Consider the following 25,537-nt stretch of genomic DNA (forward strand, 5'->3'; position numbering starts at 1 on the left):
TGTCCCCTGGCGATGCAGGGGCTGGCGATCAGCCGATGACGTCGATGCCGCCCATGTAGGGCTTCAGCACTTCCGGCACGCGGATGCTGCCGTCAGCCTGCTGATAGTTCTCGAGGACGGCAACGAGCGTGCGGCCGACAGCCAGGCCGGAGCCATTCAGCGTGTGCACCAGCTCAGGCTTGCCGGTTTCCGGATTGCGGTAGCGCGCCTGCATGCGGCGAGCCTGGAAATCACCGCAATTGGAGCAGGAGGAAATCTCGCGGTATTTGTCCTGGCTAGGGACCCAGACTTCGAGGTCGTAAGTCTTGGTGGCGCTGAAGCCCATGTCGCCGGTGCAGAGGGCCAGAACGCGGTAAGGCAGTTCGAGCAGTTGCAGTACGCGCTCAGCGTTGGCGGTCAGGCCTTCCAGGGCCTCGAAGGACTTGGACGGCTCGACGATCTGCACCATCTCGACCTTGTCGAACTGATGCTGACGGATCATCCCGCGAGTATCACGACCCGAGGCACCGGCCTCGCTGCGGAAGCACGGTGTGTGGGCAACGAACTTGATCGGCAGTTGCTTGGCGTCGACGATCTCGCCAGCAACGATATTGGTCAGGGAAACTTCTGCGGTCGGAATCAGGTAGAAGTCCGCCTCGTTCTCACGAGTGATCTTGAACAGATCCTCTTCGAACTTGGGCAGCTGGCCGGTTCCCTGCAGGGCCGGAGCCTGGACCAGATAAGGCGTATAGGCCTCTTCGTAACCGTGGTCAGTCACGTGCAGGTTGATCATGAACTGCGCCAGGGCACGGTGCAGGCGGGCAATGGGGCCGCGCAGCAGGGCGAAACGTGCACCGGAGAGCTTGGCGGCGGTTTCGAAATCCAGCCAGCCATGTTGCTCGCCCAGGGCGACGTGGTCCTTGACGTCGAAGTCGAAGCTGCGCGGAGCGCCCCAGCGACGCACCTCAACGTTGCTCTCTTCGTCCGCACCTACCGGCACGGACTCATCGGGCAGGTTCGGGATGTTCAGGAGCAGGTTGTCGAGTTCTACCTGGATGCTTTCCAGCTCGCGCTTGCCCTCTTCGAGCTCATTACCCATCCGATCGACGTCGGCCAGCAACGGCGCAATGTCTTCACCGCGCTGTTTGGCCTGGCCAATGGATTTGGAACGGGCGTTGCGCTCGGCCTGCAATTGTTCAGTGCGGGTCTGCACCGACTTGCGCTGGTTCTCCAGCGCTTCCAGGCGCGCTACGTCAAGTTCAAAGCCACGGGTGGCAAGGCGTTCCGCGATTTCCCGGGGCTGGGTGCGGACCAGTTTGGCGTCGAGCATGTCAGGTTCTCGTCTCTCAGATTTTCGTCAGTATCAGGCCCGCCCAGGTGGCGAGCAGGCCACCCAACACGCTCAGCAGCCCATAGCCCAAGGCCATTGGCAGCTGGCCATTTTCAAGCAGGCGCAGCGTGTCGAGGGAAAAGGATGAAAAAGTCGTCAGGCCACCCAGGAATCCCACCATGAGCCCGGCACGGATTTCCACCGGAACTTCGGGTCGCAGGAGGAACAGGCCGTACAAATAGCCTATCAGCAGGCAGCCGACGATATTGACCGCAAGGGTACCGGCGTAGAAGTAGCGTGGCCAGTAGGCAGCAATCAGATTACCGGTGGCGAATCGCAGCAAGGTACCCGCCACGCCACCAGCAGAGACCGCCAGGATCAGTCCGATCATGGTTTTCTCCGCTGCCAGGGGCTGTTGCGATCCAGATTCTTCAGATGCTGCAGCTTGTCGCGAATCTTCAGCTCCAGACCGCGCGGCACCGGTTGGTAGTACTGGCGCGGCTCAAGCTGCTCAGGGAAGTAATCCTCCCCCGCCGCGAAAGCATCTGGCTCGTCATGGGCGTAGCGGTATTCCTCGCCATAACCCAGTTGTTTCATCAGCTTGGTGGGGGCGTTACGCAGATGCAGTGGCACCTCGAGCGAACCGCTCTCGGTCACATCGCGCATGACGGCCTTGAAGGCCATGTAGACCGCATTACTCTTCGGCGCGCAGGCGAGATAGGTAATGGCCTGCGCTACAGCCAGTTCGCCTTCGGGGCTTCCAAGCCTTTCCTGTACATCCCACGCCGACAAGCACAGGCTCAGGGCGCGGGGATCGGCGTTGCCGATGTCCTCACTGGCCATGCGCACGACACGGCGGGCGATATAGAGGGGGTCGCAACCGCCGTCGAGCATCCGCGCGTACCAGTACAGCGCCGCATCCGGGTCCGAGCCACGCACTGATTTATGCAAGGCGGAAATCTGGTCGTAGAAGGCTTCGCCGCCCTTGTCGAAACGGCGACGGCTGTCGCCCAGGAGATTCTGCAGCAGCTCAGAGCCGATCTCGCCACCGTCTTCGGCAAGGTCGGCCGCGTTCTCCAGCAGGTTGAGCAGGCGGCGACCATCGCCGTCGGCAGCAGCCATCAGCATGGCGAAGCTCTCGTCCGGCAAGCTCAGGTTGCGCTTGCCCAATCCCTTCTCCTCGCTCAGCGCGCGCGCCACCAGCTTGCGCAAGGCCGGCTCGTCGAGGCTCTTCAGCACATAGACACGTGCACGCGACAGCAGCGCATTGTTGAGTTCGAAGGACGGGTTTTCGGTGGTCGCACCGATGAAAATCAGGGTGCCGTCTTCCACGTAAGGCAGGAAGGCGTCCTGCTGGGACTTGTTGAAGCGATGCACCTCATCCACGAAAAGGATGGTGCGACGACCGTACTGCGCGGCCTGCTGCTTCGCCATTTCCACGGACTGACGAATCTCTTTCACGCCCGAAAGGACCGCGGAGATGGTCTCGAAGTGAGCATCGGTGACCTGGGCCAGCAGTTTGGCCAAGGTCGTCTTGCCTACGCCGGGCGGCCCCCAGAAGATCATCGAGTGCAGTGCGCCCTGCTCCAGGGCCTCACGCAACGGCTTGCCGGGTGCCAGCAGGTGCTCCTGGCCGACGTACTCGTCCAGGCTGGTAGCACGTAAACGCGCAGCCAGCGGTTGGGCGATGGGTTCGGAGCGGAAAAGGTCCATGGGCGTTACAGCTTATTCCTGGATGACGTCGGCGCCTTCCGGGATCTTGAAGTTGAACTGCGCGGTATCGATCGCCTGGTTCATCTTGACCCCGAGGAAGAGGATGTTGGTGCGCTGGCCGACGCTGTCGATCAGTTGCATGTCGTTGATCACGCCATTGCGGAACGACAGGCGCAGGGTGTCGAACAGGGTGTCCTTGGCCTTGGGCTTGAGGATGAAGTCCACCACATCGCCGCCTTCCTTATGGGTGATCTCGAAGTTCTCGCTGATCTTCGAAATATCACCGGACAACAGCAGCGCCGGAGTGTGGGTCAGGCGTTGATCGAGGGTCTGGATGGTTACCTGTTGCAGGTCCGGGTCGTAGAGCCAGACCTTCTCGCCATTGGAAACCAGCAACTGCTCCATCGGCGCATCGGTATGCCAACGGAACAGGCCTGGACGCTTCAGCGAGAGCTCTCCCGAGGTTTCCTGCAGTTGAGTACCGGAACCATCGAGGGTCAATTGGGAAAAGCGGCCGGTAATGGTCTGGGCCTTGTTCAGCATTTCAGTCAGGCGACCGATGGCCAGCTTGTCGTCAGCCTGGGCGGTCAAGGCGGTCAGCCCGAGTACAGCGACCATGAGCATGCGGATGAGTCGCATGGAATTCCTCGTCAAAAATCCGTTTCGGATCAGTCTCGCACCGGTGACGGCGCGATCACCTCGCGCGAACCGTTGCCGTTCATGGGGCTTACCACCCCAGCCATTTCCATCGCCTCGATCATGCGCGCGGCGCGGTTGTAGCCAATCTTCAGCTTGCGCTGCACGGCGGAAATCGAAGCGCGGCGACTTTCGGTCACGAAGCGCACCGCCTCGTCGTACAGCGGATCGTCCTCGCTGCCTTCGCTGCCGCCTTCACCGCCGTCTCCGCCGGAGAAGCTGCCACCGCCCTCATCCGCGCCCGCGAGGATGTCTTCGATGTAGTCCGGCGCACCGCGCAGCTTCCAGGCTTCCACCACACGGTGCACTTCGTCGTCGGACACGAAAGCGCCATGGACACGGATTGGCAGGCCAGTGCCCGGGGGCAGGTAAAGCATGTCGCCATGGCCCAGCAGTTGCTCCGCGCCGCCCTGATCGAGGATGGTGCGGGAGTCGATCTTGCTGGATACCTGGAACGCCATTCGAGTCGGGATGTTGGCCTTGATCAGGCCGGTGATCACGTCAACCGAAGGACGCTGAGTCGCGAGAATGAGGTGGATGCCGGCTGCCCGCGCCTTCTGCGCAATACGGGCAATCAGCTCTTCCACCTTCTTGCCGACGATCATCATCATGTCAGCGAATTCGTCGACGACGACCACGATGGTCGGCAGCGTCTTCAGCAGCGGCGCTTCGTCTTCCATGCTCTCGCGGCGATACAGCGGATCAGTCAGCGGCGTGCCGGCTTCCTCGGCGTCTTTCACCTTGCGGTTGAAACCGGCAAGGTTCCGCACGCCCATGGCCGCCATCAGCTTGTAGCGCCGCTCCATCTCGGCAACGCTCCAGCGCAAGGCGTTAGCCGCTTCCTTCATGTCGGTGACCACGGGGCACAGCAGGTGAGGAATGCCTTCGTAGATGGAAAGCTCCAGCATCTTCGGGTCGATCATGATCATCCGCGCCTGCTCGGGTGTGGACTTGAACAGGATCGACAGGATCATGGCGTTCACGCCGACCGACTTACCGGAACCGGTGGTACCAGCCACCAGCAGGTGAGGCATCTTGGCGAGGTCGGTGATGATCGGTTTACCACCGATGTCATGCCCCAGGGCAAGGGTGACCGGCGACTTGGCCTCGTCGTATTCGGACGAGGACAGTACTTCGGAGAAGCGCACCATCTGGCGGTCTTCGTTGGGAATCTCGATGCCGACAGTGGTCTTGCCGGGAATGACTTCCACCACGCGAACACTGATCACTGCCAGGGAACGAGCCAGGTCCTTCGCCAGGTTGGAGATACGACTGACCTTCACACCTGCGGCCGGCTGGATCTCGAAGCGGGTAATCACCGGGCCGGGGTGTACGGACTCCACGATTACCTCGACGCCGAACTCCTTCAGCTTGATCTCCAGAAGGCGCGACATGGCCTCCAGGGATTCCGGCGAGAAGCTCTTCTGCTTCTTCTCGGCGACATCGAGGATGGAAATGGGGGGCAAGGTACCTTCGACGGCCGTGTCGACGAACAGCGGCGCCTGTTTCTCCTTCTGCACGCGCTTGCTCGACTCTGCCGGCTTGGGCGGCGGTGGCGGCGCAATGACTGGCGCCGGGCGCTTCTCACGCTCAGTCATGTGCTTGGTCAGGGCATCTTCGCGCTCGATCAGGCGCTCCTTGACCTTGGCCTGCTCGCGGCGATCCGGCACCACTGGCGCCGCAACCTCGTTCACACGCACATCCACTTCACGCAGCTTGGCCACCAGTTGCTTGCGCTCGAGGCGCGCGCTCCACCATCGGTTGACGGCGCTCTGAATGAGCTCGAAGAGGTCGAGGGTGATCTTGCCGGTCAGATCCATGACCTTGAACCAGGAAAGATCGGTGAACACCGTCAGGCCGAAGAGGAAGAGTGCGAAGAACAGCAGGGTGCTGCCCTGCACATTGAGGGCATTGACCGCCAGATGACTGAGACTCTCGCCCAAGGCGCCGCCCGCGGAGGCCGGCAGCCCGGCATGGTCCTGGAAGTGGATATCGGCCAGTGCGGCGCCGGAAAGTACGAGGAAAACCAGGCCGATCAGGCGCCAGGAAAACAGCCAGCCGCTCCAGTCGATGGGTTCGTGTCGGTGCCGGAAGACCTGCAGGGTCTTGATCGCCAACAGCAGCGGGAACACATAGGCGAAGTAGCCCAAGGCCATGAACAGAATGTCGGCGAACCACGCGCCCAGGCGGCCGGCAGCGTTCTGCACTTGCTCGACGTTGCTGGTATGGGTCCAGCCCGGATCGGAGGAGTCGTAGGTGAGCAGTGCCATCCACAGGTAGAGGCAGACCGCACCCAGCGCGATCAACGCACCTTCCTTGAGGCGATAATGCAATTGCTGGCGCCAGACAGGAATCTGGGCTCTGGTCGTGGAATTCTTCAAAACGCGTCTTTTCCTGCGCCCGTGGCGCGTTCAAGAGTCGGTCGAGGGTGAAAAGCCCGCAGGCACTGTGCCATCACGGGCTCCAACCCATTCGGAACGCGGCCCATTGTACGGATTTGCCTGCGCGACGCCATGAGGGAACTGATTGTCGCTCCAGCGTTTTGGCGACGTCTCGCGCTTCGGTGTAGCATAGCCGCCAACAATTTGCGCAATGCTCAATTGGAGCATGCATTCTCTTTCGTGACAAAGACTTATGGAGCCTTTTTATGAGCGAAGTCAAGCATTCCCGATTGATCGTCCTGGGCTCCGGCCCGGCGGGCTACACCGCGGCTGTCTATGCCGCTCGCGCCAACCTCAAGCCGGTGGTGATCACCGGTATCCAGCCCGGCGGCCAACTGACCACCACCACTGAAGTGGACAACTGGCCGGGCGACGTCGAAGGCCTGACCGGCCCGGCCCTTATGGAGCGCATGCAGAAGCATGCCGAGCGTTTCGATACCGAGATTGTCTACGACCACATTCACACCGCCGAGTTGCAGAAGCGCCCCTTCATCCTCAAGGGCGACAGCGGCACCTACAGCTGCGACGCACTGATCCTGGCGACCGGCGCCTCTGCCCAGTACCTCGGCCTGCCCTCCGAAGAAGCCTTCGCTGGCAAAGGCGTCTCCGCCTGCGCGACCTGCGACGGTTTCTTCTATCGCAACCAGGTGGTCTGCGTTGTTGGCGGCGGTAACACCGCAGTCGAGGAAGCCCTGTACCTGGCCAACATCGCCAAGGAAGTCCACCTGATCCATCGCCGCGACAAGCTGCGCTCGGAGAAGATTCTTCAGGACAAGCTGTTCGAGAAGGCCGCCAACGGCAATGTACGCCTGCACTGGAACCACACCCTGGACGAAGTCCTGGGCGACAACACTGGCGTAACCGGCGTGCGCCTGCAGAACACCGTCGACGGCACCACCAAGGAGCTCTCCCTGGCGGGCGTATTCATTGCCATCGGCCACAAGCCGAACACTGACCTGTTCAAGGGCCAGTTGGAGATGCGTGACGGCTACCTGATCGTCCAGGGCGGACTCGAAGGTAACGCGACTGCCACCAGCATTCCGGGCGTATTCGCCGCCGGCGACGTGGCTGACCACGTCTACCGCCAGGCCATCACTTCCGCCGGCTCGGGCTGCATGGCCGCGCTGGACGCCGAAAAGTTCCTCGACGCCAACTGACAGGAATGGCGGGCTTCGGCCCGCCCTCCCCTCCTCCATGCTGACCTGGCTACATCGCGACTCCCTCGAATTCCCGCCGCTCGGCCGAGCGATGCGTGAGCCCAATGGCCTATTGGCTGCCGGTGGCGATCTCTCGCCCGAGCGCCTGATTCAGGCCTATCGCCACGGCTGTTTTCCCTGGTACCAGGAAGGCCAACCCATTCTCTGGTGGTCTCCCAACCCCCGCACCGTGCTGCAGCCGCAGGAAATTCACATTTCCCGCAGCCTTGCGAAGCTGCTTCGCCAAGGACGCTTTCGCGTGACCTTCGACCAGGCGTTCCACGCTGTCGTAGAGGGCTGTGCCGGACCACGCAGCTATACCGACGGCACCTGGATCACCCCGGCAATGCAGGCGGCTTATATCGAACTGCACCGTCGCAACGTCGCACACTCGGTGGAAGTCTGGAAGGACGATGAACTTGTTGGCGGCCTCTACGGACTGGCCATCGGCAAGCTGTTTTTTGGCGAGTCGATGTTCAGCCGGACCGACAACGCGTCAAAAGTCGGTTTCGCCACCCTGGTGCAACACCTCGACCAATGGGGCTTCGTTCTGATCGACTGCCAGATGCCCACGCAGCACCTGCAAAGCTTTGGCGCCCGCACCATCAGCCGGGAGAAGTTTTCCCGCTACCTGCAGCTCTACCTCGATCAACCGAACACCGCAGACTGGATCGCCTAGGCGAGCCCCGCAGCCTGACATACACTTGCTGAAGGGATTTCCCGGGGGTTGATCATGACCGAGCTGGCTCGTCTCAAGTTTTACGCCACTCAGCCGCATCCATGCAGCTACCTGCCCGAGGAGCAGGCCACTACCCTGTTCCTCGATCCCAGCCAGCCCATGGACGTGGAGGTCTATGCCGAATTGTCGGAAATGGGCTTCCGCCGCAGTGGCGACCATCTCTATCGCCCACATTGCCAGCGCTGCAATGCCTGCGTGCCTGCGCGCATCCCTGCTGACCAGTTCATTCCGAGCCGCCAGCAGAAGCGCATCCTCAAGCGCAACAGCGACCTGACCGTGACCGCCGTGCGCCCGTCCTTCACCGAGGAGTATTACGCGCTCTACGTCCGCTACATCGAACAGCGCCACTCCGATGGCGACATGTATCCGCCCAGCCGTGACCAGTTTTCCACTTTCCTGGTTCGCGACCTGCCGTTTTCGCGTTTTTATGAATTCCGCCTCAAGGGCGAACTGAAAGCCGTGGCGGTGACGGATGTACTGCCGAACGGGCTTTCTGCGGTCTACACCTTCTACGACCCCGACGAAGAGCGACGCAGCCTCGGTCGCTATGCCATCCTCTGGCAGATCGGCGAAAGCGCCCGCCTCGGCCTGCAGGCCGTGTACCTCGGCTACTGGATCAAGAACTGCAGGAAGATGAACTACAAGACCCAGTACCGCCCCATTGAACTCTTCGTCAATCAGCGTTGGGTGACGCTCAGCTGAAGCCCTTGGCGAGCAGTGCTGTTTTCGGGCACAATGCACGCCGTTTTTGCCCGCCGCGCGTTGCGGCCGGGCCTATCTCTGAATCCCGAGGGCTTTACTGCATGTCGAAAGAAGACAGCTTCGAAATGGAAGGCACTGTCATCGACACCCTGCCCAACACCATGTTCCGTGTGGAGTTGGAAAATGGGCACGTCGTCACCGCGCACATTTCCGGCAAGATGCGCAAGAATTACATCCGCATCCTCACCGGCGACAAGGTTCGCGTCGAGCTGACGCCGTACGATCTGAGCAAAGGCCGCATCACCTACCGCGCCCGCTGATCGGATAGTCATGAAAAAGCCCGGCAATTGCCGGGCTTTTTTGTGGATGGCCGTCAGGCCATCTCTGCTGTGGTCTCGAACTCGAAGCTGAGCTCCTCATCCTTGACGTCGACGTGGACCACGCCGCCGTGCTCGGCCAGTTCGCCAAACAGGATCTCCTCGGCCAACGGCCGCTTGATCTTGTCCTGGATCAGCCGCGCCATCGGACGCGCGCCCATCTGGGCATCGTAGCCCCGCTCTGCCAGCCAGCCACGCGCCTCATCGCTGACCACCAGCTGCACACGCTTGTCCTCCAGCTGCGCCTGCAGTTCGGTGAGGAACTTGTCCACGACATTCTTGATGACTTCGTGGCTCAGGCGGCCGAACTGGATGATGGTGTCCAGGCGGTTGCGGAACTCCGGCGTGAAGCTCTTGCGAATGACTTCCATCGCGTCCGAGGAGTGATCCTGCAGAGTGAAGCCGATGGACGCCCGTGCAGCGGTTTCGGCGCCGGCGTTGGTGGTCATGATCAGGATCACGTTGCGGAAATCCGCCTTGCGACCGTTGTTGTCCGTCAGGGTGCCGTGATCCATCACCTGCAGCAGCAGGTTGAAGACTTCCGGGTGAGCCTTCTCGATCTCGTCCAGCAGCAGCACGCAGTGCGGCATCTTGGTGATCGCCTCGGTCAGGAGGCCACCCTGATCGAAACCAACGTAGCCCGGAGGCGCACCGATCAGACGCGAAACGGTGTGCCGCTCCATGTACTCGGACATGTCGAAGCGAAGCAGCTCGATACCCATTGCCTTGGCCAACTGACGAGCAACCTCGGTCTTGCCTACCCCGGTGGGACCGGCAAACAGGAAAGAGCCAACAGGCTTGTCCGGGGACTTCAGACCAGCGCGGGACAACTTGATCGCGGTGGACAGGGAGTCGATTGCCGCGTCCTGACCGAACACGGTCAGCTTCAGGTCACGCTCCAGGTTACGCAGCAGCTCTTTGTCGGAACTGGTGACGTGTTTAGGAGGAATCCGCGCGATCTTGGCAACGATATCCTCGACCTGCGCCACTTCGATTCGCTTGGCACGCTTTTCTTCCGGCTGCAGGCGCTGGTACGCACCCGCTTCATCGATCACGTCGATCGCCTTGTCAGGCATGTGCCGATCATTGATGTAGCGCGCCGCCAGCTCAGCAGCGGCACGCAGCGCCTCGTCGCTGTACTCGATATGGTGATGCTGTTCGAAGCGCGCCTTGAGCCCCCTGAGGATGCCCACGGTGTCTTCGACGGAAGGCTCGGTGACATCGACCTTCTGGAACCGCCGCGCCAAGGCCCGATCCTTCTCGAAGATGCCGCGGAATTCCTGGAAGGTGGTGGAACCGATGCAACGGATCTCACCCGAGGAAAGCAGCGGCTTGAGCAGGTTCGACGCATCCATTACGCCGCCGGACGCCGCACCGGCGCCGATGATGGTATGGATCTCGTCAATGAAGAGGATGGCGTGGGGGCGCTTGCGCAGCTCATTGAGGAGCGCCTTGAAGCGCTTCTCGAAGTCACCGCGATATTTGGTGCCCGCCAGTAGCGCACCCAGATCAAGGGAATAGACCACGCTATCAGCCAGCAGGTCGGGCACCTGGTTGTCGACGATACGCTTCGCCAGGCCCTCGGCGATCGCAGTCTTGCCGACACCTGCCTCCCCCACCAGCAACGGATTGTTCTTGCGACGACGCGCCAGGATCTGGGCGACGCGCTCGACTTCGTTCTCACGCCCCACCAACGGGTCGATCCGCCCCATCCGTGCCAGTTCGTTCAGGTTACTGGCGTAGGCATCGAGAGGATGTCCGGAAGCAGCGGCCTCACCGCCCTCCTCGTCTTGCATTTCCTGCTCGTGGTCGTGCTGCTCGCCGTGTCCCGGCACCTTGGAAATACCGTGGGCGATGTAGTTGACGACATCGATACGGGCCACGCTCTGCTGTTTCAGCAGGAACACAGCCTGGCTCTCCTGCTCGCTGAAGATCGCAACCAGCACGTTGGCGCCGGTGACTTCGCGCTTGCCGGAACTCTGTACGTGGAACACCGCGCGCTGCAGAACACGCTGGAAACCGAGCGTCGGCTGGGTTTCACGATCCTCGTCGTGCTGGGGAATCAGCGGAGTGGTGGAATCAATGAACTCCTGCAGGTCGTGCCGCAACTTGTCCATATTCGCGCCGCATGCACGCAACACCGTTGCGGCAGCTTCGTTATCCAGCAGGGCGAGCAACAGGTGCTCGACCGTCATGAATTCATGGCGCTTGGCGCGGGCCTCCTTGAAGGCAAGATTGAGGGTGACTTCGAGCTCGCGGTTCAACATGGCTTCACCTCATACCCAAGGGGCGGCATTAACCGTCCTTCTCGATCTCACAGAGCAGCGGATGCTGGCTCTCTCTCGCATATTGATTGACCTGCATGGCCTTGGTTTCGGCTATGTCACGCGTGAACAAGCCGCAAACCGCCCGACCTTCCGTATGCACGGTCAGCATGATCTTGGTGGCGAGTTCCCGGTTCATACCGAAGAACGTTTCGAGCACCTCGACCACGAAATCCATTGGGGTGTAGTCATCGTTAAACATGACCACCTTATACATAGGTGGCGCCTGCAGGGCTGGCTTGGCTTCCTGCACTGCCAGGCCCGTGGAGTCGTCCTCATAATGCTGCGGACTGTCCTGATTGAATGTTAGTCGAATCTGGCTGCTTGCATGCATGCTGGAATTAAAGGTCATAGGTGAGTGAAAAACGGCCGCTGGAAAGACTTTGATCCGTTTCTCAGGCGATGCCGGGAACGCCTTGACTAACGGCAAAACGGTGTTACAACCAGTGGATACCCGTCTTCGGGTATCAGGGGTTCCACGTGCGTGGCCAAGGCGGCCCTAAGGGCGTGGAGTCGAAGTGGATGATACTCCAGTGATGGAGTCCTTTGCAGAGGGATATCAGCATGCTTAGCGGTAAGGTCAAGTGGTTCAACAACGCCAAAGGCTATGGATTCATCCTCGCCGAAGGCCGAGATGAGGACCTGTTCGCCCACTATTCGGCCATCCAGATGGACGGCTACAAGACGCTAAAGGCTGGACAGCCGGTAAGCTTCGATATCATCCAGGGGCCGAAAGGCCTGCATGCCGTGAATATTCGTCCGGTCACGGCCACCACCGAAGCGCCTGCCGCAATCAGCCAACCCCAGGGCAGCACGGTAGAAGTTTGAGCCCTCGAAATATTTGGGCAAAAAAAGGCCGGTCAGATGACCGGCCTTTTTGTTTCCGCCTTCAGCCTCACATGTGAGCGATGATCGCGTCGCCGAACTCGGAGCAGGACAGCAGCTTGGCGCCATCCATAAGACGCTCGAAGTCGTAGGTAACGGTCTTCGCCGCAATGGCTCCGTTGGTGCCATCGATGATCAGGTCGGCCGCTTCGGTCCAGCCCATGTGGCGCAGCATCATCTCTGCGGAAAGGATGACCGAGCCCGGGTTGACCTTGTCCTGACCCGCGTACTTCGGTGCGGTGCCGTGGGTGGCTTCGAACATGGCAACGGTGTCGGACAGGTTGGCACCGGGGGCAATACCGATACCACCTACTTCGGCAGCCAGCGCGTCCGACAGGTAGTCACCGTTCAGGTTCAGGGTGGCGATGACGTCGTACTCGGCCGGACGCAGGAGGATCTGCTGCAACATGGCGTCGGCGATCACATCCTTAACCACGACATTCTTGCCGGTGCGCGGATTCTTGAACTGCATCCACGGGCCGCCATCCAGCAGTTCGGCACCGAACTCATCGCGAGCGACTTCGTAGCCCCACTCCTTGAAGGCACCCTCGGTGAACTTCATGATGTTGCCCTTGTGAACAATGGTCACGGAGCTGCGATCATTGTCCACGGCATATTGCAGGGCCTTGCGCACCAGGCGCTTGGTACCATCCTGGGAAACCGGCTTGATGCCGATGCCGCAGTTCTCGGTGAAGCGGATCTTCTTGACGCCCATTTCCTCGGTGAGGAATTTGATGACCTTCTCGGCCTCGGGGCTGCCGGCTTTCCATTCGACGCCTGCATAGATGTCTTCGGAGTTCTCGCGGAAGATCACCATGTCAACGTCGCCGGGCTTCTTCACCGGGCTCGGAACGCCCTCGAACCAGCGAACCGGGCGCTGGCAAACGTAGAGGTCCAGCTCCTGGCGCAGGGCCACGTTGAGCGAGCGGATGCCACCACCGACAGGCGTGGTCAGCGGCCCCTTGATGGAAACGACGTAATCGCGAACGGCTTCCAGGGTTTCTTTCGGCAGCCAGGTGTCCTGGTCGTAGACCTGGGTGGCCTTCTCACCGGCATAGACTTCCATCCACGATATCTTGCGGGCACCGCTGTAGGCCTTGGCCACCGCGGCATCCACCACTTTGATCATGACAGGGCTGATATCAACGCCGATGCCGTCACCCTCGATGAACGGGATGATCGGGTTATTCGGTACATTCAGGGACATATCTGCATTGACGGTGATTTTGTCACCGACTGCCGGCACCTGGATCTTTTGGTATCCCATGCTGAGCTCCGTATTGTGGTTGAGAACGCTCTTGCAGCTCGTGAGCCTACTCCAGTTGGCCGGTCATCGACCATATCTTCCTTAGTCGAAACACCCCCTCGCGTCAGCCCGCCTAAAGGAGTGATATACTGCGCGCCGTGACTTGACAGTCATCGGGGTCGAGCAGTCTGGGACCAGACTCACTGTCCTCGCAGCGGCCGAACCACCACCATGGCAAAGCCGTACAACGCTCTACTGGCGCTTCATTACCCCCGCGGCAAATCTCGACACAGCTCAACTTCGACATTGAGCGAATGTGCCTACCAATGCGCTTCGAGACTCTGTGCGCGCCCAGAAAAGAAGAGAGTTAAACGTTAATGTCCAACCGTCCGAAGATTACGTACACCTTCACCGACGAAGCCCCTGCGCTCGCCACCTACTCGCTCCTCCCCATCGTCAAAGCCTTCGCCGCCTCGGCTGGCATCGACGTCGAGACCCGCGACATCTCTCTTTCAGGCCGTATCCTGGCCTCCTTCGCTGACAAGCTCCCCGCCGACAAGCGCATCGAAGACGATCTGGCCTACCTGGCAGTCCTGGCCACCTCGCCGGACGCCAACATCGTAAAACTTCCGAACATCAGCGCCTCGGTGCCGCAGCTCAAGGGCGCCATCGCCGAACTGCAGGCACTGGGCTACGGCATCCCGGACTTCCCGGAAGATCCGCAGACCGACGACGAAAAAGACACCCGCGCCCGCTACGCCAAGGTACTGGGTAGCGCCGTGAACCCGGTCCTGCGCGAAGGCAACTCCGACCGCCGCGCCCCCGCCGCCGTCAAGGCCTATGCCCGCAAGCACCCGCACTCCATGGGCAAATGGAGCATGGCCTCCCGCTCCCACGCCGATTACATGCGTGGCGGCGACTTCTTCTCCAGCGAACAGTCCATCACCATGGCCAAGGCCGGTGACGTGCGCATCGAGTTCGTCGGCAAGGACGGCAAAGTCGAAGTCAAGAAGCAGCTCCCCCTGCAGGACGGCGAAGTTCTCGACAGCATGTTCATGAGCTGCAAGAAACTGCGCACCTTCTTCGAGCAGACCCTGCAGGACTGCAAGGAAAGCGGCGTCATGTGGTCCCTGCACGTCAAGGCGACCATGATGAAGGTCTCCCACCCGATCGTGTTCGGCCACGCCGTCAGCGTTTACTACAAGGACGTGTTCGACAAATACGGCGAGCTGTTCAAGGAACTGGGCGTCAACCCGAACAACGGCATCAGCAGCGTCTACGACAAGATCAAGGTGCTGCCGGCTTCCCAACAGGAAGAAATCCTCCACGACATCCACGAGGTGTACAGCCACCGTCCGGAAATGGCGATGGTCGACTCCGTGAAGGGCATCACCAACCTGCACATCCCGAGTGACGTGATCGTCGACGCCTCCATGCCGGCGATGATCCGCAACTCCGGCCAGATGTGGGGCAAGGATGGCAAGCAGAAAGACACCAAGGCGGTCATGCCTGAGAGCACCTACGCTCGCATCTACCAGGAAATGATCAACTTCTGCAAAACCAACGGCGCCTTCGACCCGACCACCATGGGCACCGTGCCGAACGTCGGCCTGATGGCACAGAAAGCGGAAGAATACGGTTCCCACGACAAGACCTTCGAGATGACCGCTGACGGCACCATGCGCGTCGTGGCCGCCGATGGCACCGTGCTGATGCAGCACCAAGTGGAAGCCGGCGACATCTGGCGCGCCTGCCAGACCAAGGACGCCCCGATCCGTGACTGGGTCAAGCTGGCCGTGACTCGTGCTCGCCAGTCCAACACCCCGGCCATCTTCTGGCTGGACCCGGAGCGCGCCCACGATCGCGAACTGCGCAAGAAGGTCGAGCTGTACCTGCAGGATCACGACCTGACCGGACTGGACATCAGCATCAAGGGCTACAACGAAGCCATCCGTACCAGCATGGAGCGTCAACTGCGTGGCCAGGACACCATTTCGGTGACCGGCAACGTACTGCGCGATTACCTGACCGACCTGTTCCCGATCATGGAACTGGGTACCTCGGCCAAGATGCTGTCCATCGTTCCGCTGATGGCGGGCGGCGGCATGTACGAGACCGGTGCTGGCGGTTCGGCTCCGAAGCACGTACAGCAGCTGGTGGAAGAGAACTACCTGCGCTGGGATTCCCTCGGCGAGTTCCTGGCCCTGGCGGTCTCCCTGGAAGAAACCGGGATCAAGACCGGCAATGCCAAGGCCAAGCTGCTTGGCAAGGCACTGGACGAGGCCACCGGCAAACTGCTGGACAACAACAAGTCGCCATCGCGCAAGGTTGGCGAGATCGACAACCGCGGCAGCCACTTCTACCTGGCGATGTACTGGGCCCAGTCCCTGGCCGCCCAGGACGAAGACAGCGAACTGAAAGCCCACTTCGCCCCGCTGGCGAAGGCTCTGACCGAGCAGGAAGCGACCATCGTCGCCGAACTGAACGGCGCCCAGGGCAAGGCTGTGGAAATCGGCGGCTACTACCGTTCGAACCCCGAGCTGACCAGCCAGGTGATGCGTCCCAGCAGCACCTTCAACGCTGCGATCGACGGCCTGCTGGCTTAAGCCACAGGGCGACACAGGAAACCCCGGGCATTGCCCGGGGTTTCTTTTTTTCGCCACAGGCGACTTATGATGTCGCCCCCTTTTCCGGAGCCTTGCCGATGACCTGGCAACCTCACATCACCGTCGCCACCATTGTCGAGGACCAGGGCCGCTTCCTTCTGGTGGAGGAAGAAGCCGATGGCCGCGCCGTGTTCAACCAGCCCGCCGGCCACCTGGAAGCCAACGAGACCCTCCTTGAAGCTGCGCTGCGCGAAACCTTCGAAGAAACCGGCTGGGAGGTCGAGCTGACCGCAGTGACAGGTATCTACCTCTACACCGCCCCCAGCAACGGCGTGACCTACCAGCGCGTCTGCTTCGCCGCCAAGCCGCTGCGCCACCATCCGGACCAGCAGCTGGACGACGGCATCATCGGCCCGCGCTGGCTGACCCGCGACGAGCTCTTGGCCGAAAAAGACCGCTGGCGCAGCCACCTGGTCCTGCGCTGCATCGACGACTACTTGGACGGCGAGCGTTTCCCCCTGAGCCTCATCCGCGCGCAATGAAACCCTTGTAGGAGCGAGCTCTGCTCGCGAAGCTCTATCGCCCGCGCCATCGCGAGCAGAGCTCGCTCCTACGAAAGACAGGCCCGCCCATCTGATCATGAACCGGTTCTGATAGAATTCCGCTTTTGCGTAATAGCCAGTGCAGATTCCCATGCGTGATCCAGCCAATACCCGCGTCATAGTCGGCATGTCCGGCGGCGTCGACTCCTCGGTTTCCGCCCTCCTCCTGCTCGAACAGGGCTATCAGGTTGAAGGCCTGTTCATGAAGAACTGGGACGAAGACGATGGCACCGAGTACTGCACCGCCAAGGTAGACCTGGCCGATGCCCAGGCCGTCTGCGACCGCATTGGCATCAAGCTGCATACGGCCAACTTCGCCGCGGAGTATTGGGACCATGTGTTCGAGCACTTCCTTGAGGAATACAAGGCCGGCCGCACGCCCAACCCGGACATCCTCTGTAACCGCGAGATCAAGTTCAAAGCCTTCCTCGACTACGCCCTCTCCCTGGGCGCCGACCTGATCGCCACCGGCCACTACGTACGCCGCCGTGACATCGACGGACGCACCGAGCTGCTCAAAGGCCTGGACCCGAACAAGGACCAGAGCTACTTCCTCCACGCGGTTGGCGGCGAACAGATCGCCCGCACCCTGTTCCCCGTGGGCGAACTGGAGAAGCCCGAAGTGCGCGCCATCGCCGAAAAATACGGCCTGGCCACCGCGCGCAAGAAGGACTCCACCGGTATCTGCTTCATCGGCGAGCGCCGCTTCACCGATTTCCTCAAGCAGTACCTGCCCGCACAACCCGGCGACATCGAAACCACCGAAGGCGACGTCATCGGCCGCCACCACGGCCTGATGTACCACACCATCGGCCAGCGCCAGGGCCTGGGCATCGGCGGCATGAAAGACGCGAGCGATGAGCCCTGGTACGTCCTCGCGAAAGACCTGTCGCGCAACGTACTGATCGTCGGCCAAGGCAACGAGAACCCCTGGCTTTACTCCCGCTCGCTGAACGTGTCGGAAATCTACTGGGTAAACCCCATCGACCTCAGCCAGCCGCGTCAACTCAAGGCCAAGGTGCGCTATCGCCAGAGCGACCAGCCCTGCACCCTGGAAGCAACTGCCGACGGTTACGTTGCGGTGTTCGACGAAGCCCAGCGGGCCGTCACCCCGGGACAATCCGTGGTCTTCTACGACGGTGAAATCTGTCTCGGCGGCGGCGTGATCGAAAGCGCCGAGCCTTCGGATGCCGGAGTGAAACGCCCATGAACCAGACCCGTGAGCAATTGGTCGCCCTTGGCGCCGTCTTCGAAGCGGCCGCGCTGGTGGACCGCATCGCCAAGACCGGCCAGATCAGCGAACCACCGCTCGGCTGCATGCTCGGCAGCCTGCTGGTCCGGGACCCGAAAGACACGCTGGACGTCTACGGCGGCGACGACCTCAACCTGCGCGACGGCTACAAGGCCCTGGTCAGTGCCCTCGAGCGCGAGCCCGCCAGCCTGCAGCGCGAGCCGCTGCGTTACGCCCTGGCCCTTCTGACCCTGGAGCGCCAGCTGGCGAAACGCGGCGATATGCTCGAAGTGATCGGCACTCGCCTGGACCAGATCCAGCAGCAGGTACAGCACTTCGGCCTGGTGCACGATAACGTCATCGCCGCTTGCGCCAGCTTGTACCAGGACACGCTGAGCACCTTCCGCCAGCGCATCCAGGTGCATGGCGACATGCGCCACCTGCAGCAATCCAGCAACGCCGCGAAAATCCGCGCCCTGCTGCTCACCGGCATCCGCGCCGCGCGCCTCTGGCGCCAGCTGGGCGGCAATCGCTGGCAGCTCCTGTTCAGCCGTCGCAAGCTGCTCAACGAGCTGTACCCGCTCCTGCGCGGCTGACTCGCCTGCGCCATGTGTCGTCGACCATGGCGCTCGAGCACCGAGTTGGACTAAAACCATGTATGATGTGCGCCCCTTTTCGTTGACCGATTGTCCGAGAACGCACTCATGCAGCTTTCCTCGCTCACCGCGGTTTCCCCCGTCGATGGCCGCTATGCCGGCAAAACCAGCGCCCTGCGCCCGATTTTCAGCGAATACGGCCTGATCCGTTTTCGCGTCCAGGTAGAGGTCCGCTGGCTGCAGCGCCTCGCCGCCCACGCCGGTATCCCGGAAGTCGCGCCCTTCTCCGCTGAAGCCAACGCCCTGCTCGACAAGCTGGCTGAAGACTTCCAGCTGGAGCACGCCGAGCGCATCAAGGAAATCGAGCGCACCACCAACCACGACGTGAAAGCTGTGGAATACCTGCTCAAGGAGCAGGCAGCCAAGCTTCCCGAACTGGCCAAGGTCAGCGAATTCATCCACTTCGCCTGCACCAGTGAGGACATCAACAACCTGTCCCACGCCCTGATGCTGCGCGAAGGCCGCGACCAGGTCGTGCTGCCACTGATGCGCCAACTGGCCAACGCCATCCGCGATCTGGCCGTGCGCTTCGCCGACGTGCCGATGCTCTCCCGCACCCATGGCCAGCCGGCCTCGCCGACCACCCTCGGCAAGGAAATGGCTAACGTCGTGTACCGCCTGGAGCGTCAGATTGCCCAGGTAGCCGCCGTACCGCTGCTGGGCAAGATCAACGGCGCCGTGGGCAACTACAACGCCCACCTGTCCGCCTATCCGGACGTCGACTGGGAAGCCAACGCCCGCGAGTTCATCGAAGGTGACCTGGGGCTGACCTTCAACCCCTACACCACCCAGATCGAGCCGCACGACTACATCGCCGAGCTGTTCGATGCAGTCGCCCGCTTCAACACCATCCTCATCGACTTCGACCGCGACGTCTGGGGCTACATTTCGCTCGGCTACTTCAAGCAGAAGACCATCGCTGGCGAGATCGGCTCTTCGACCATGCCGCACAAGGTCAACCCGATCGACTTCGAAAACTCCGAAGGCAACCTGGGCATCGCCAACGCCCTGCTCCAGCACCTGGCCAGCAAACTGCCAATCTCCCGCTGGCAGCGCGACCTGACTGACTCCACCGTGCTGCGCAACCTCGGTGTCGGCTTCGCTCACAGCGTCATCGCCTACGAGGCGACCCTCAAGGGAATCAGCAAGTTGGAGCTGAATGCTCAACGTATTGCTGAAGACCTGGACGCCTGCTGGGAAGTCCTCGCCGAGCCGATCCAGACCGTGATGCGCCGCTACGCGATCGAAAATCCGTACGAGAAGCTCAAGGAACTGACTCGCGGCAAGGGCATCAGCCCGGAAGCGCTGCAGACTTTCATCGATGGCCTGGATATTCCGGCCGAGGCCAAGGCTGAACTGCGCAAAATGACTCCCGCCAGCTACATCGGTAACGCTGTAGCTCAGGCCAAGCGCATCTGATTGGTTTTGAACCAGTGCACGCCCGGCTGTGCCGGGCGTTTTTATTTCAAAGGCTTAGACATGAATCCTGATACTCCTCTTCAACTTTTGGGCGGACTTACCGCGCGCGAATTCCTGCGCGATTACTGGCAACAGAAGCCGCTCCTGATCCGTCAGGCGATTCCCGGATTCGAAAGCCCCATCTCCCCCGACGAGCTCGCCGGCCTTTCCCTGGAAGAGGAAGTGGAGTCGCGCCTGGTACTCGAACATGGCGAGCGCCCCTGGGAACTGCGTCGCGGCCCTTTCGCCGAAGACACTTATCAGAACTTGCCCGAGCGCGACTGGACCCTGCTGGTCCAGGCGGTCGACCAGTTCGTTCCGGAAGTTGCCGAATTGCTGGAACACTTCCGCTTCCTGCCGAGCTGGCGCATCGATGATGTGATGATCAGCTATGCCGCGCCCGGCGGCGGTGTAGGCCCGCACTTCGACAACTACGACGTGTTCCTGCTGCAGGGCCACGGCCGCCGCCACTGGAAGCTCGGCCAGATGTGCGATGCCGAAAGCGCCCTGCTACCCCACGCAGACCTGCGCATCCTCGCCGACTTCCAGCAGAGTGAAGAATGGGTCCTGGAGCCCGGCGACATGCTCTACCTGCCGCCACGCCTGGCGCATTTCGGCATCGCCGAAGACGACTGCATGACCTACTCCGTCGGCTTCCGCGCCCCAAGCGCGGCCGAAGTGCTGACCCACTTCACCGACTTCCTCGCCCAGTTCATGCCGGACGAAGAGCGCTACAGCGACGCAGGCACGGCCCCCACCAGCGATCCGCACGAGATCCAGCGCGACGCACTCGATCGCCTGAAATCGCTGCTCAACGAGCACATGAGCGACGAACGTCTGCTGCTCACCTGGTTCGGCCAGTTCATGACCGAACCGCGCTACCCGGAACTGGTGGCTGGCGCCGAAGTGGAAGAAGAGGATTTCCTCGGCGCGATCGAGGATGGCGCGGTACTGATCCGCAACCCCAGTGCGCGCCTGGCCTGGTCCGAAGTCGACGTCGGCCTGGTGCTGTTTGCCAGCGGCCAGAGCCGCCTGCTGCCAGCCAGCTTGCGCGAACTGCTGAAGCTCATCTGCGCCGCCGAAGCGTTGCATCTGGAGAATCTCGGCCAATGGCTGGCCGATGACGAGGGGCGTAAGCTTCTCCTCGAACTGGTCAAGCAAGGAAGTCTGGAGTTTGCCGATGAGTGAGATACACGTCCGCGTTGCCGACTGGCAGAAGGACAATGCCGACCTGCGCCGTATCCGTGAGGCTGTATTCATCGCCGAACAGTCCGTCGCACCGGAACTGGAATGGGATACCGAAGATGCGGACGCCGTGCACTTTCTCGCCTTCGAGCGGGACTATGCTATCGGCACCGCCCGCCTGCTTCCTGATGGCCACATCGGCCGTGTTTCGGTGCTCAAGGACTGGCGCGGACTGAAGGTTGGCGATCGCCTGCTGCAGGCCGCTATCGCCGAAGCCGAACGTCGCGGCCTGAAGCGCCAGATGCTGTCCGCCCAGGTCCATGCCACCGCGTTCTATGAGCGTCACGGCTTCAAGATCGTCAGCAGCGAGTTCCTCGAAGCTGGCATCCCCCACGTGGACATGGTGCGCGAAAGCCAGTAGAGGCCGAGATGAACGAAAACACCCCGGAAAGTACTGAGAACGACGTCGAATTACCGGCCATTGAGTTCCAGTCGCCGGGGCGTTTCAGCGTTCACAACCCCTCTTCGCTGCAAGCCGAGGCGCCCGAATGGGAACCCGCCCCGTTCAGCCTCGGCAGTCATGATCGCCTCGAGCGTTTCAGCACTCCGGACGACGCCCGCGCCCACGCCCTTGCACTCATGCAACAGGCGCACCGCCGGCTCTGCCTCTACACCCCGGACCTGGAGCCCTGGCTTTATCACAACAGCGCTATCCAGCAGGCCTGCACCCGCCTCCTGGTCAGCTATCCGAAATGCCAGGTGCGCATTCTCGTGCGCGACTTGAGCCGCGCAGTGAAAGAAGGCCATCGCCTGCTCAGCCTCAGTCGGCGCATTTCCAGCAACTTCCAGATTCGCCGGATCAACCCCGACCACCCTTCGGAGGACCTGGCGTACCTGATAGCCGATGACCGCGGACTCCTCGTTCGCCCCGAGCCCGAACAGTACGCCGGCTACGCCCTCTACAACGACCCCGGAAGGACCCGGCTGCAGCAGACCCGCTTCGACCAGGCCTGGGACCTGAGCATTACCGATGCCGATTTGCGGAGCTTCCTGATATGACCCCACGCGCCCTGCTCGCTGCACTCCTGCTGCTCATCTGTCTGCCACTGCAGGCGGCGACGGAGCTCATCCAGTTGCGCTATCGCACGGCGGATGAGCTGCTGCCGATGGTGCAGTCGGTGCTGGGCAATGAAGGACGCGTCAGCGCTTATGGCAACCAACTGATCGTCAACGCCGAACCGGCGAAGATCAACGAACTGCGCAACCTGCTCGACCAACTCGACACCCGCCCCCGCCGCCTGCTGATCAGCGTCGACACCAGCGACAGCAACTTCCAGAGCGACCGTGGCTATGCGGTCAACGGCTCGGCCAGTGTTGGCGGCGTCGATGTCCAGGCAGGGCGCGGCGAAGTCCATGGACGTGACCAGGTGCGCATCATTCGCCGCAGTACCGACAGCCGTGGCGCGGGCGTACAGCAAGTGCAGACCACCGAGGGCTACCCGGCGCTGATCCAGGTGGGCCAGAGCGTACCCCTCACCACCACCAGCAGCGGCCCCTACGGCGAGGTCTACAGCAACACCGAATACCGCAACGTAACCCGCGGCTTCTACGTCACCGCCACCCTCACCGGCGAGCTGGTGCACGTCAGCATCAGCAGCAACCGGGATCGCCTGAACAGCAGCCAGCCCGGCGTGATCGACGTGCAGAGCACCGACACCAAGGTCAGCGGACGCCTTGGTGAATGGATCACCATCGGCGCCGTGAACGAGGACAGTCAGTCCGACCAGAGCGGCTTCCTGCGCCACCGCACCACCCAGGGACGTGAAGACATGACCCTGCGCCTCAAGGTCGACGCAGTCGACTGACAGCCTCTTTTCAGACCACCCGGTCTCATCCGAAGGTCTTATGTAGTAGTCCAAAAAAAACACTACAAAACGATTGACGAACACTTGTTTGAAAGAGCAAGATGGCCTCGCTCCCGCTAGCCAGGGGCTCTGAAAAGGGCCTCCGGGTCGCGCTCCAGCCAACCAGCCGAGCCGCCCCGTGTTGTAACAGCCCATAAGGCAGTGCGACGAGGTTGCGACTGGAACGAGGTTGTCCTGAGGGACGGGGAAGCACCCGCAACAATCGCAGGATCGAAGGCAGTGCCCGGCAGATCGCCCAACGGTTTCCACGAACCGGCAAGTGATCGAAGAGCGCAAAACCACCCATCGATTTCGCGAGCGTCTGCAGTCAGTCACCCCGCCTCCAGTTACACCTCCCTCCAGTCGGCCCTTCGACGCGCTGCGGTGAGCAACCCGCAATAACCTTCAGAACGCAGGTTTTTGAGTGGGAAAGTCGGTGCTCAACCACATACACACTTTGAAGGATTGACCATGTCCGCTTATCAAAACGACATCAAGGCCATTGCCGCTCTGAAAGAAGCGAACGGTAACAGCTGGAGCGCTATCAACCCCGAGTCGGTTGCCCGTATGCGCGCCCAGAACCGCTTCAAGACCGGTCTGGATATCGCCAAGTACACCGCGGCCATCATGCGCAAGGACATGGCCGAGTACGATGCCGACGCTTCCGTCTACACCCAGTCCCTGGGCTGCTGGCACGGCTTCATCGGTCAGCAGAAGCTGATCTCCATCAAGAAGCACCTGAAGACCACCAACAAGCGCTACCTCTACCTGTCCGGCTGGATGGTTGCCGCGCTGCGTTCCGATTTCGGCCCGCTGCCCGACCAGTCCATGCACGAGAAGACTGCCGTTTCCGGCCTGATCGAAGAGCTCTACACCTTCCTGCGCCAGGCTGACGCCCGCGAACTGGACCTGCTGTTCACCGCGCTGGACGCCGCCCGCGCCGCCGGCGACAAGGTCAAGCAGGACGAAATCCAGGCTCAGATCGACGGCTACGAAACTCACGTAGTACCGATCATTGCAGACATCGACGCTGGTTTCGGTAACCCGGAAGCCACCTACCTGCTGGCTAAGAAAATGATCGAAGCGGGTGCTTGCTGCATCCAGATCGAGAACCAGGTTTCCGACGAGAAGCAGTGCGGCCACCAGGACGGCAAAGTGACCGTTCCGCACGAAGACTTCCTCGCCAAGATCAACGCCGTTCGCTACGCCTTCCTCGAGCTGGGCGTTGACGATGGTGTGATCGTTGCCCGTACCGACTCCTTGGGTGCCGGCCTGACCAAGCAGATCGCCGTGACCAAGCAACCGGGCGACCTGGGCGACCAGTACAACTCCTTCCTGGACTGCGACGAAATCAACGCATCCGACCTGCAGAACGGCGACGTGGTGATCAACCGCGGCGGCAAACTGCTGCGTCCGAAGCGTCTGCCGAGCAACCTGTTCCAGTTCCGCAAGGGCACCGGCGAAGATCGCTGCGTCCTGGACTGCATCACCTCGCTGCAGAACGGCGCCGACCTGCTGTGGATCGAAACCGAGAAGCCCCATGTTGGCCAGATCAAAGGCATGGTTGACCGCATCCGTCAGGTCATCCCGAACGCCAAGCTGGTTTACAACAACAGCCCGTCCTTCAACTGGACCCTGAACTTCCGTCAGCAAGTGTTCGATGCATTCGTTGCTGAAGGCAAAGATGTTTCCGCCTACGACCGCGCCAAGCTGATGAGCGTCGAGTACGACGAGACCGAGCTGGCCCAGGTTGCAGACGAGAAGATCCGCACCTTCCAGCGCGACGGTTCGGCCCACGCCGGCATCTTCCACCACCTGATCACCCTGCCGACCTACCACACCGCGGCCCTGTCCACCGACAACCTGGCCAAAGGTTACTTCGCCGACCAGGGCATGCTGGCCTACGTGAAGGGTGTTCAGCGTCAGGAACTGCGTCAGGGCATCGCCTGCGTCAAGCACCAGAACATGGCTGGCTCCGACATCGGCGACAACCACAAAGAGTACTTCGCTGGCGAAGCGGCTCTGAAAGCGAGCGGTAAAGACAACACCATGAACCAGTTCCACTAAGAAGAACTGCCACCGGTCGACCACGCATCGACCGGACATGGCGAGTCAAAGAACCCCGGTGCTTGCACCGGGGTTTTTCTTTGCTGCAGCAATGTGAACTTCAGCCGTATGTATCGGCCAGAAAATCAAACGGAAGGACCCGGGATCAGCGATCCGATCACCGAGAATTTGCCTCATCGCCCGGGCCGCATAGAATCGGC

Annotated in this window: 23 protein-coding genes; 15 read left to right on the forward strand and 8 right to left on the reverse strand. The window is 61.4% G+C overall.

Features of this window, described 5'->3' with window-relative positions:
- Positions 1-28: 28 nt before the first annotated feature.
- Genes serS through ftsK form a run of 5 tightly spaced genes read right to left on the reverse strand, consistent with a single transcriptional unit; the run spans position 29 to position 6,099 of the window.
- Entirely contained in the window at positions 29-1,309 is a 1,281-nt protein-coding gene (gene serS / locus DM872_RS04775) for a serine--tRNA ligase (RefSeq protein ID WP_179058379.1), read from the reverse strand.
- A 16-nt stretch (positions 1,310-1,325) separates the two neighbouring features.
- Positions 1,326-1,700 (reverse strand): fluoride efflux transporter CrcB, encoded by a 375-nt coding sequence (gene crcB, locus DM872_RS04780; protein WP_179058380.1) that lies wholly within the window; start codon positions 1,698-1,700, stop codon positions 1,326-1,328.
- Positions 1,697-3,022 carry a replication-associated recombination protein A gene (locus tag DM872_RS04785; protein ID WP_179058381.1) on the reverse strand — a complete coding sequence of 442 codons (1,326 nt, stop codon included), beginning with the start codon at positions 3,020-3,022 and terminating at the stop codon, positions 1,697-1,699. Before DM872_RS04785 ends, crcB begins: the two co-directional genes overlap by 4 nt.
- Before the next feature lie 12 nt (positions 3,023-3,034).
- A complete protein-coding gene (lolA, locus tag DM872_RS04790; RefSeq protein ID WP_179058382.1) occupies positions 3,035-3,661 on the reverse strand; it encodes an outer membrane lipoprotein chaperone LolA in 627 nt (208 codons plus the stop codon).
- A 29-nt stretch (positions 3,662-3,690) separates the two neighbouring features.
- Complete coding sequence (gene ftsK / locus DM872_RS04795; RefSeq protein ID WP_179058383.1) at positions 3,691-6,099, reverse strand: DNA translocase FtsK; 2,409 nt, start codon at positions 6,097-6,099, stop codon at positions 3,691-3,693.
- A 266-nt stretch (positions 6,100-6,365) separates the two neighbouring features.
- Between ftsK and trxB the strand changes: the two genes are divergently transcribed.
- From trxB to infA, 4 genes are all read left to right on the forward strand, one after another.
- Positions 6,366-7,316 carry a thioredoxin-disulfide reductase gene (trxB, locus tag DM872_RS04800; RefSeq protein WP_179058384.1) on the forward strand — a complete coding sequence of 317 codons (951 nt, stop codon included), beginning with the start codon at positions 6,366-6,368 and terminating at the stop codon, positions 7,314-7,316.
- A 37-nt stretch (positions 7,317-7,353) separates the two neighbouring features.
- Positions 7,354-8,034, forward strand: coding sequence for a leucyl/phenylalanyl-tRNA--protein transferase (aat, locus tag DM872_RS04805; RefSeq protein WP_179058385.1), 681 nt, complete (start codon positions 7,354-7,356; stop codon positions 8,032-8,034).
- 54 nt (positions 8,035-8,088) lie between these two features.
- Positions 8,089-8,796, forward strand: coding sequence for an arginyltransferase (locus DM872_RS04810; RefSeq protein WP_077526651.1), 708 nt, complete (start codon positions 8,089-8,091; stop codon positions 8,794-8,796).
- Positions 8,797-8,897: 101 nt separating this feature from the next.
- Entirely contained in the window at positions 8,898-9,116 is a 219-nt protein-coding gene (infA, locus tag DM872_RS04815) for a translation initiation factor IF-1 (RefSeq protein ID WP_016492441.1), read from the forward strand.
- 53 nt (positions 9,117-9,169) lie between these two features.
- On the opposite strand, the gene clpA is transcribed toward infA, so the two are convergent.
- Together clpA and clpS are read right to left on the reverse strand one after the other, a co-directional pair.
- On the reverse strand, positions 9,170-11,440 hold the full coding sequence (gene clpA, locus DM872_RS04820; protein ID WP_179058386.1) for an ATP-dependent Clp protease ATP-binding subunit ClpA: 2,271 nt from the start codon (positions 11,438-11,440) through the stop codon (positions 9,170-9,172).
- Positions 11,441-11,468: 28 nt separating this feature from the next.
- Positions 11,469-11,831 carry an ATP-dependent Clp protease adapter ClpS gene (clpS, locus tag DM872_RS04825; RefSeq protein ID WP_179058387.1) on the reverse strand — a complete coding sequence of 121 codons (363 nt, stop codon included), beginning with the start codon at positions 11,829-11,831 and terminating at the stop codon, positions 11,469-11,471.
- 230 nt (positions 11,832-12,061) lie between these two features.
- Here clpS and cspD point away from each other — a divergent pair, with 230 nt between their 5' ends.
- Positions 12,062-12,325, forward strand: coding sequence for a cold shock domain-containing protein CspD (cspD, locus tag DM872_RS04830; RefSeq protein WP_179058388.1), 264 nt, complete (start codon positions 12,062-12,064; stop codon positions 12,323-12,325).
- Positions 12,326-12,392: 67 nt separating this feature from the next.
- Here the strand turns inward: cspD and icd are convergent, their stop codons facing one another.
- On the reverse strand, positions 12,393-13,649 hold the full coding sequence (gene icd, locus DM872_RS04835; protein ID WP_179058389.1) for an NADP-dependent isocitrate dehydrogenase: 1,257 nt from the start codon (positions 13,647-13,649) through the stop codon (positions 12,393-12,395).
- 356 nt (positions 13,650-14,005) lie between these two features.
- Here icd and DM872_RS04840 point away from each other — a divergent pair, with 356 nt between their 5' ends.
- From DM872_RS04840 to DM872_RS04885, 10 genes are all read left to right on the forward strand, one after another.
- Complete coding sequence (locus DM872_RS04840; protein WP_179058390.1) at positions 14,006-16,234, forward strand: NADP-dependent isocitrate dehydrogenase; 2,229 nt, start codon at positions 14,006-14,008, stop codon at positions 16,232-16,234.
- A 98-nt stretch (positions 16,235-16,332) separates the two neighbouring features.
- Positions 16,333-16,776 carry an NUDIX hydrolase gene (locus tag DM872_RS04845; protein WP_179058391.1) on the forward strand — a complete coding sequence of 148 codons (444 nt, stop codon included), beginning with the start codon at positions 16,333-16,335 and terminating at the stop codon, positions 16,774-16,776.
- Between the two features lie 151 nt (positions 16,777-16,927).
- Positions 16,928-18,046: a tRNA 2-thiouridine(34) synthase MnmA gene (gene mnmA / locus DM872_RS04850; RefSeq protein WP_179058392.1), complete on the forward strand. Its 1,119-nt coding sequence runs from the start codon at positions 16,928-16,930 to the stop codon at positions 18,044-18,046.
- Entirely contained in the window at positions 18,043-18,663 is a 621-nt protein-coding gene (hflD, locus tag DM872_RS04855) for a high frequency lysogenization protein HflD (RefSeq protein WP_179058393.1), read from the forward strand. The genes mnmA and hflD overlap by 4 nt, the downstream gene beginning before the upstream one ends.
- Before the next feature lie 108 nt (positions 18,664-18,771).
- On the forward strand, positions 18,772-20,142 hold the full coding sequence (gene purB / locus DM872_RS04860; protein WP_153922512.1) for an adenylosuccinate lyase: 1,371 nt from the start codon (positions 18,772-18,774) through the stop codon (positions 20,140-20,142).
- Positions 20,143-20,202: 60 nt separating this feature from the next.
- The gene (locus tag DM872_RS04865; protein ID WP_179058394.1) at positions 20,203-21,369 is read left to right on the forward strand and encodes a ribosomal protein uL16 3-hydroxylase; all 1,167 of its coding nucleotides are present in this window, start codon (positions 20,203-20,205) and stop codon (positions 21,367-21,369) included.
- Complete coding sequence (locus DM872_RS04870) at positions 21,362-21,787, forward strand: GNAT family N-acetyltransferase (protein ID WP_028628738.1); 426 nt, start codon at positions 21,362-21,364, stop codon at positions 21,785-21,787. The genes DM872_RS04865 and DM872_RS04870 overlap by 8 nt, the downstream gene beginning before the upstream one ends.
- A gap of 8 nt (positions 21,788-21,795) precedes the next feature.
- Positions 21,796-22,425, forward strand: a complete 630-nt coding sequence (locus tag DM872_RS04875) for a DUF7931 domain-containing protein (protein ID WP_179058395.1) — start codon at positions 21,796-21,798, stop codon at positions 22,423-22,425.
- A complete protein-coding gene (locus DM872_RS04880) occupies positions 22,422-23,231 on the forward strand; it encodes a secretin N-terminal domain-containing protein (protein ID WP_179058396.1) in 810 nt (269 codons plus the stop codon). Before DM872_RS04875 ends, DM872_RS04880 begins: the two co-directional genes overlap by 4 nt.
- 510 nt (positions 23,232-23,741) lie before the next feature.
- On the forward strand, positions 23,742-25,337 hold the full coding sequence (locus DM872_RS04885; RefSeq protein WP_120651293.1) for an isocitrate lyase: 1,596 nt from the start codon (positions 23,742-23,744) through the stop codon (positions 25,335-25,337).
- The last annotated feature ends 200 nt before the right edge of the window (positions 25,338-25,537 follow it).

Origin of the sequence: Pseudomonas taiwanensis, from assembly GCF_013393345.1 — a bacterium.
GTDB lineage: Bacteria > Pseudomonadota > Gammaproteobacteria > Pseudomonadales > Pseudomonadaceae > Metapseudomonas > Metapseudomonas resinovorans_C.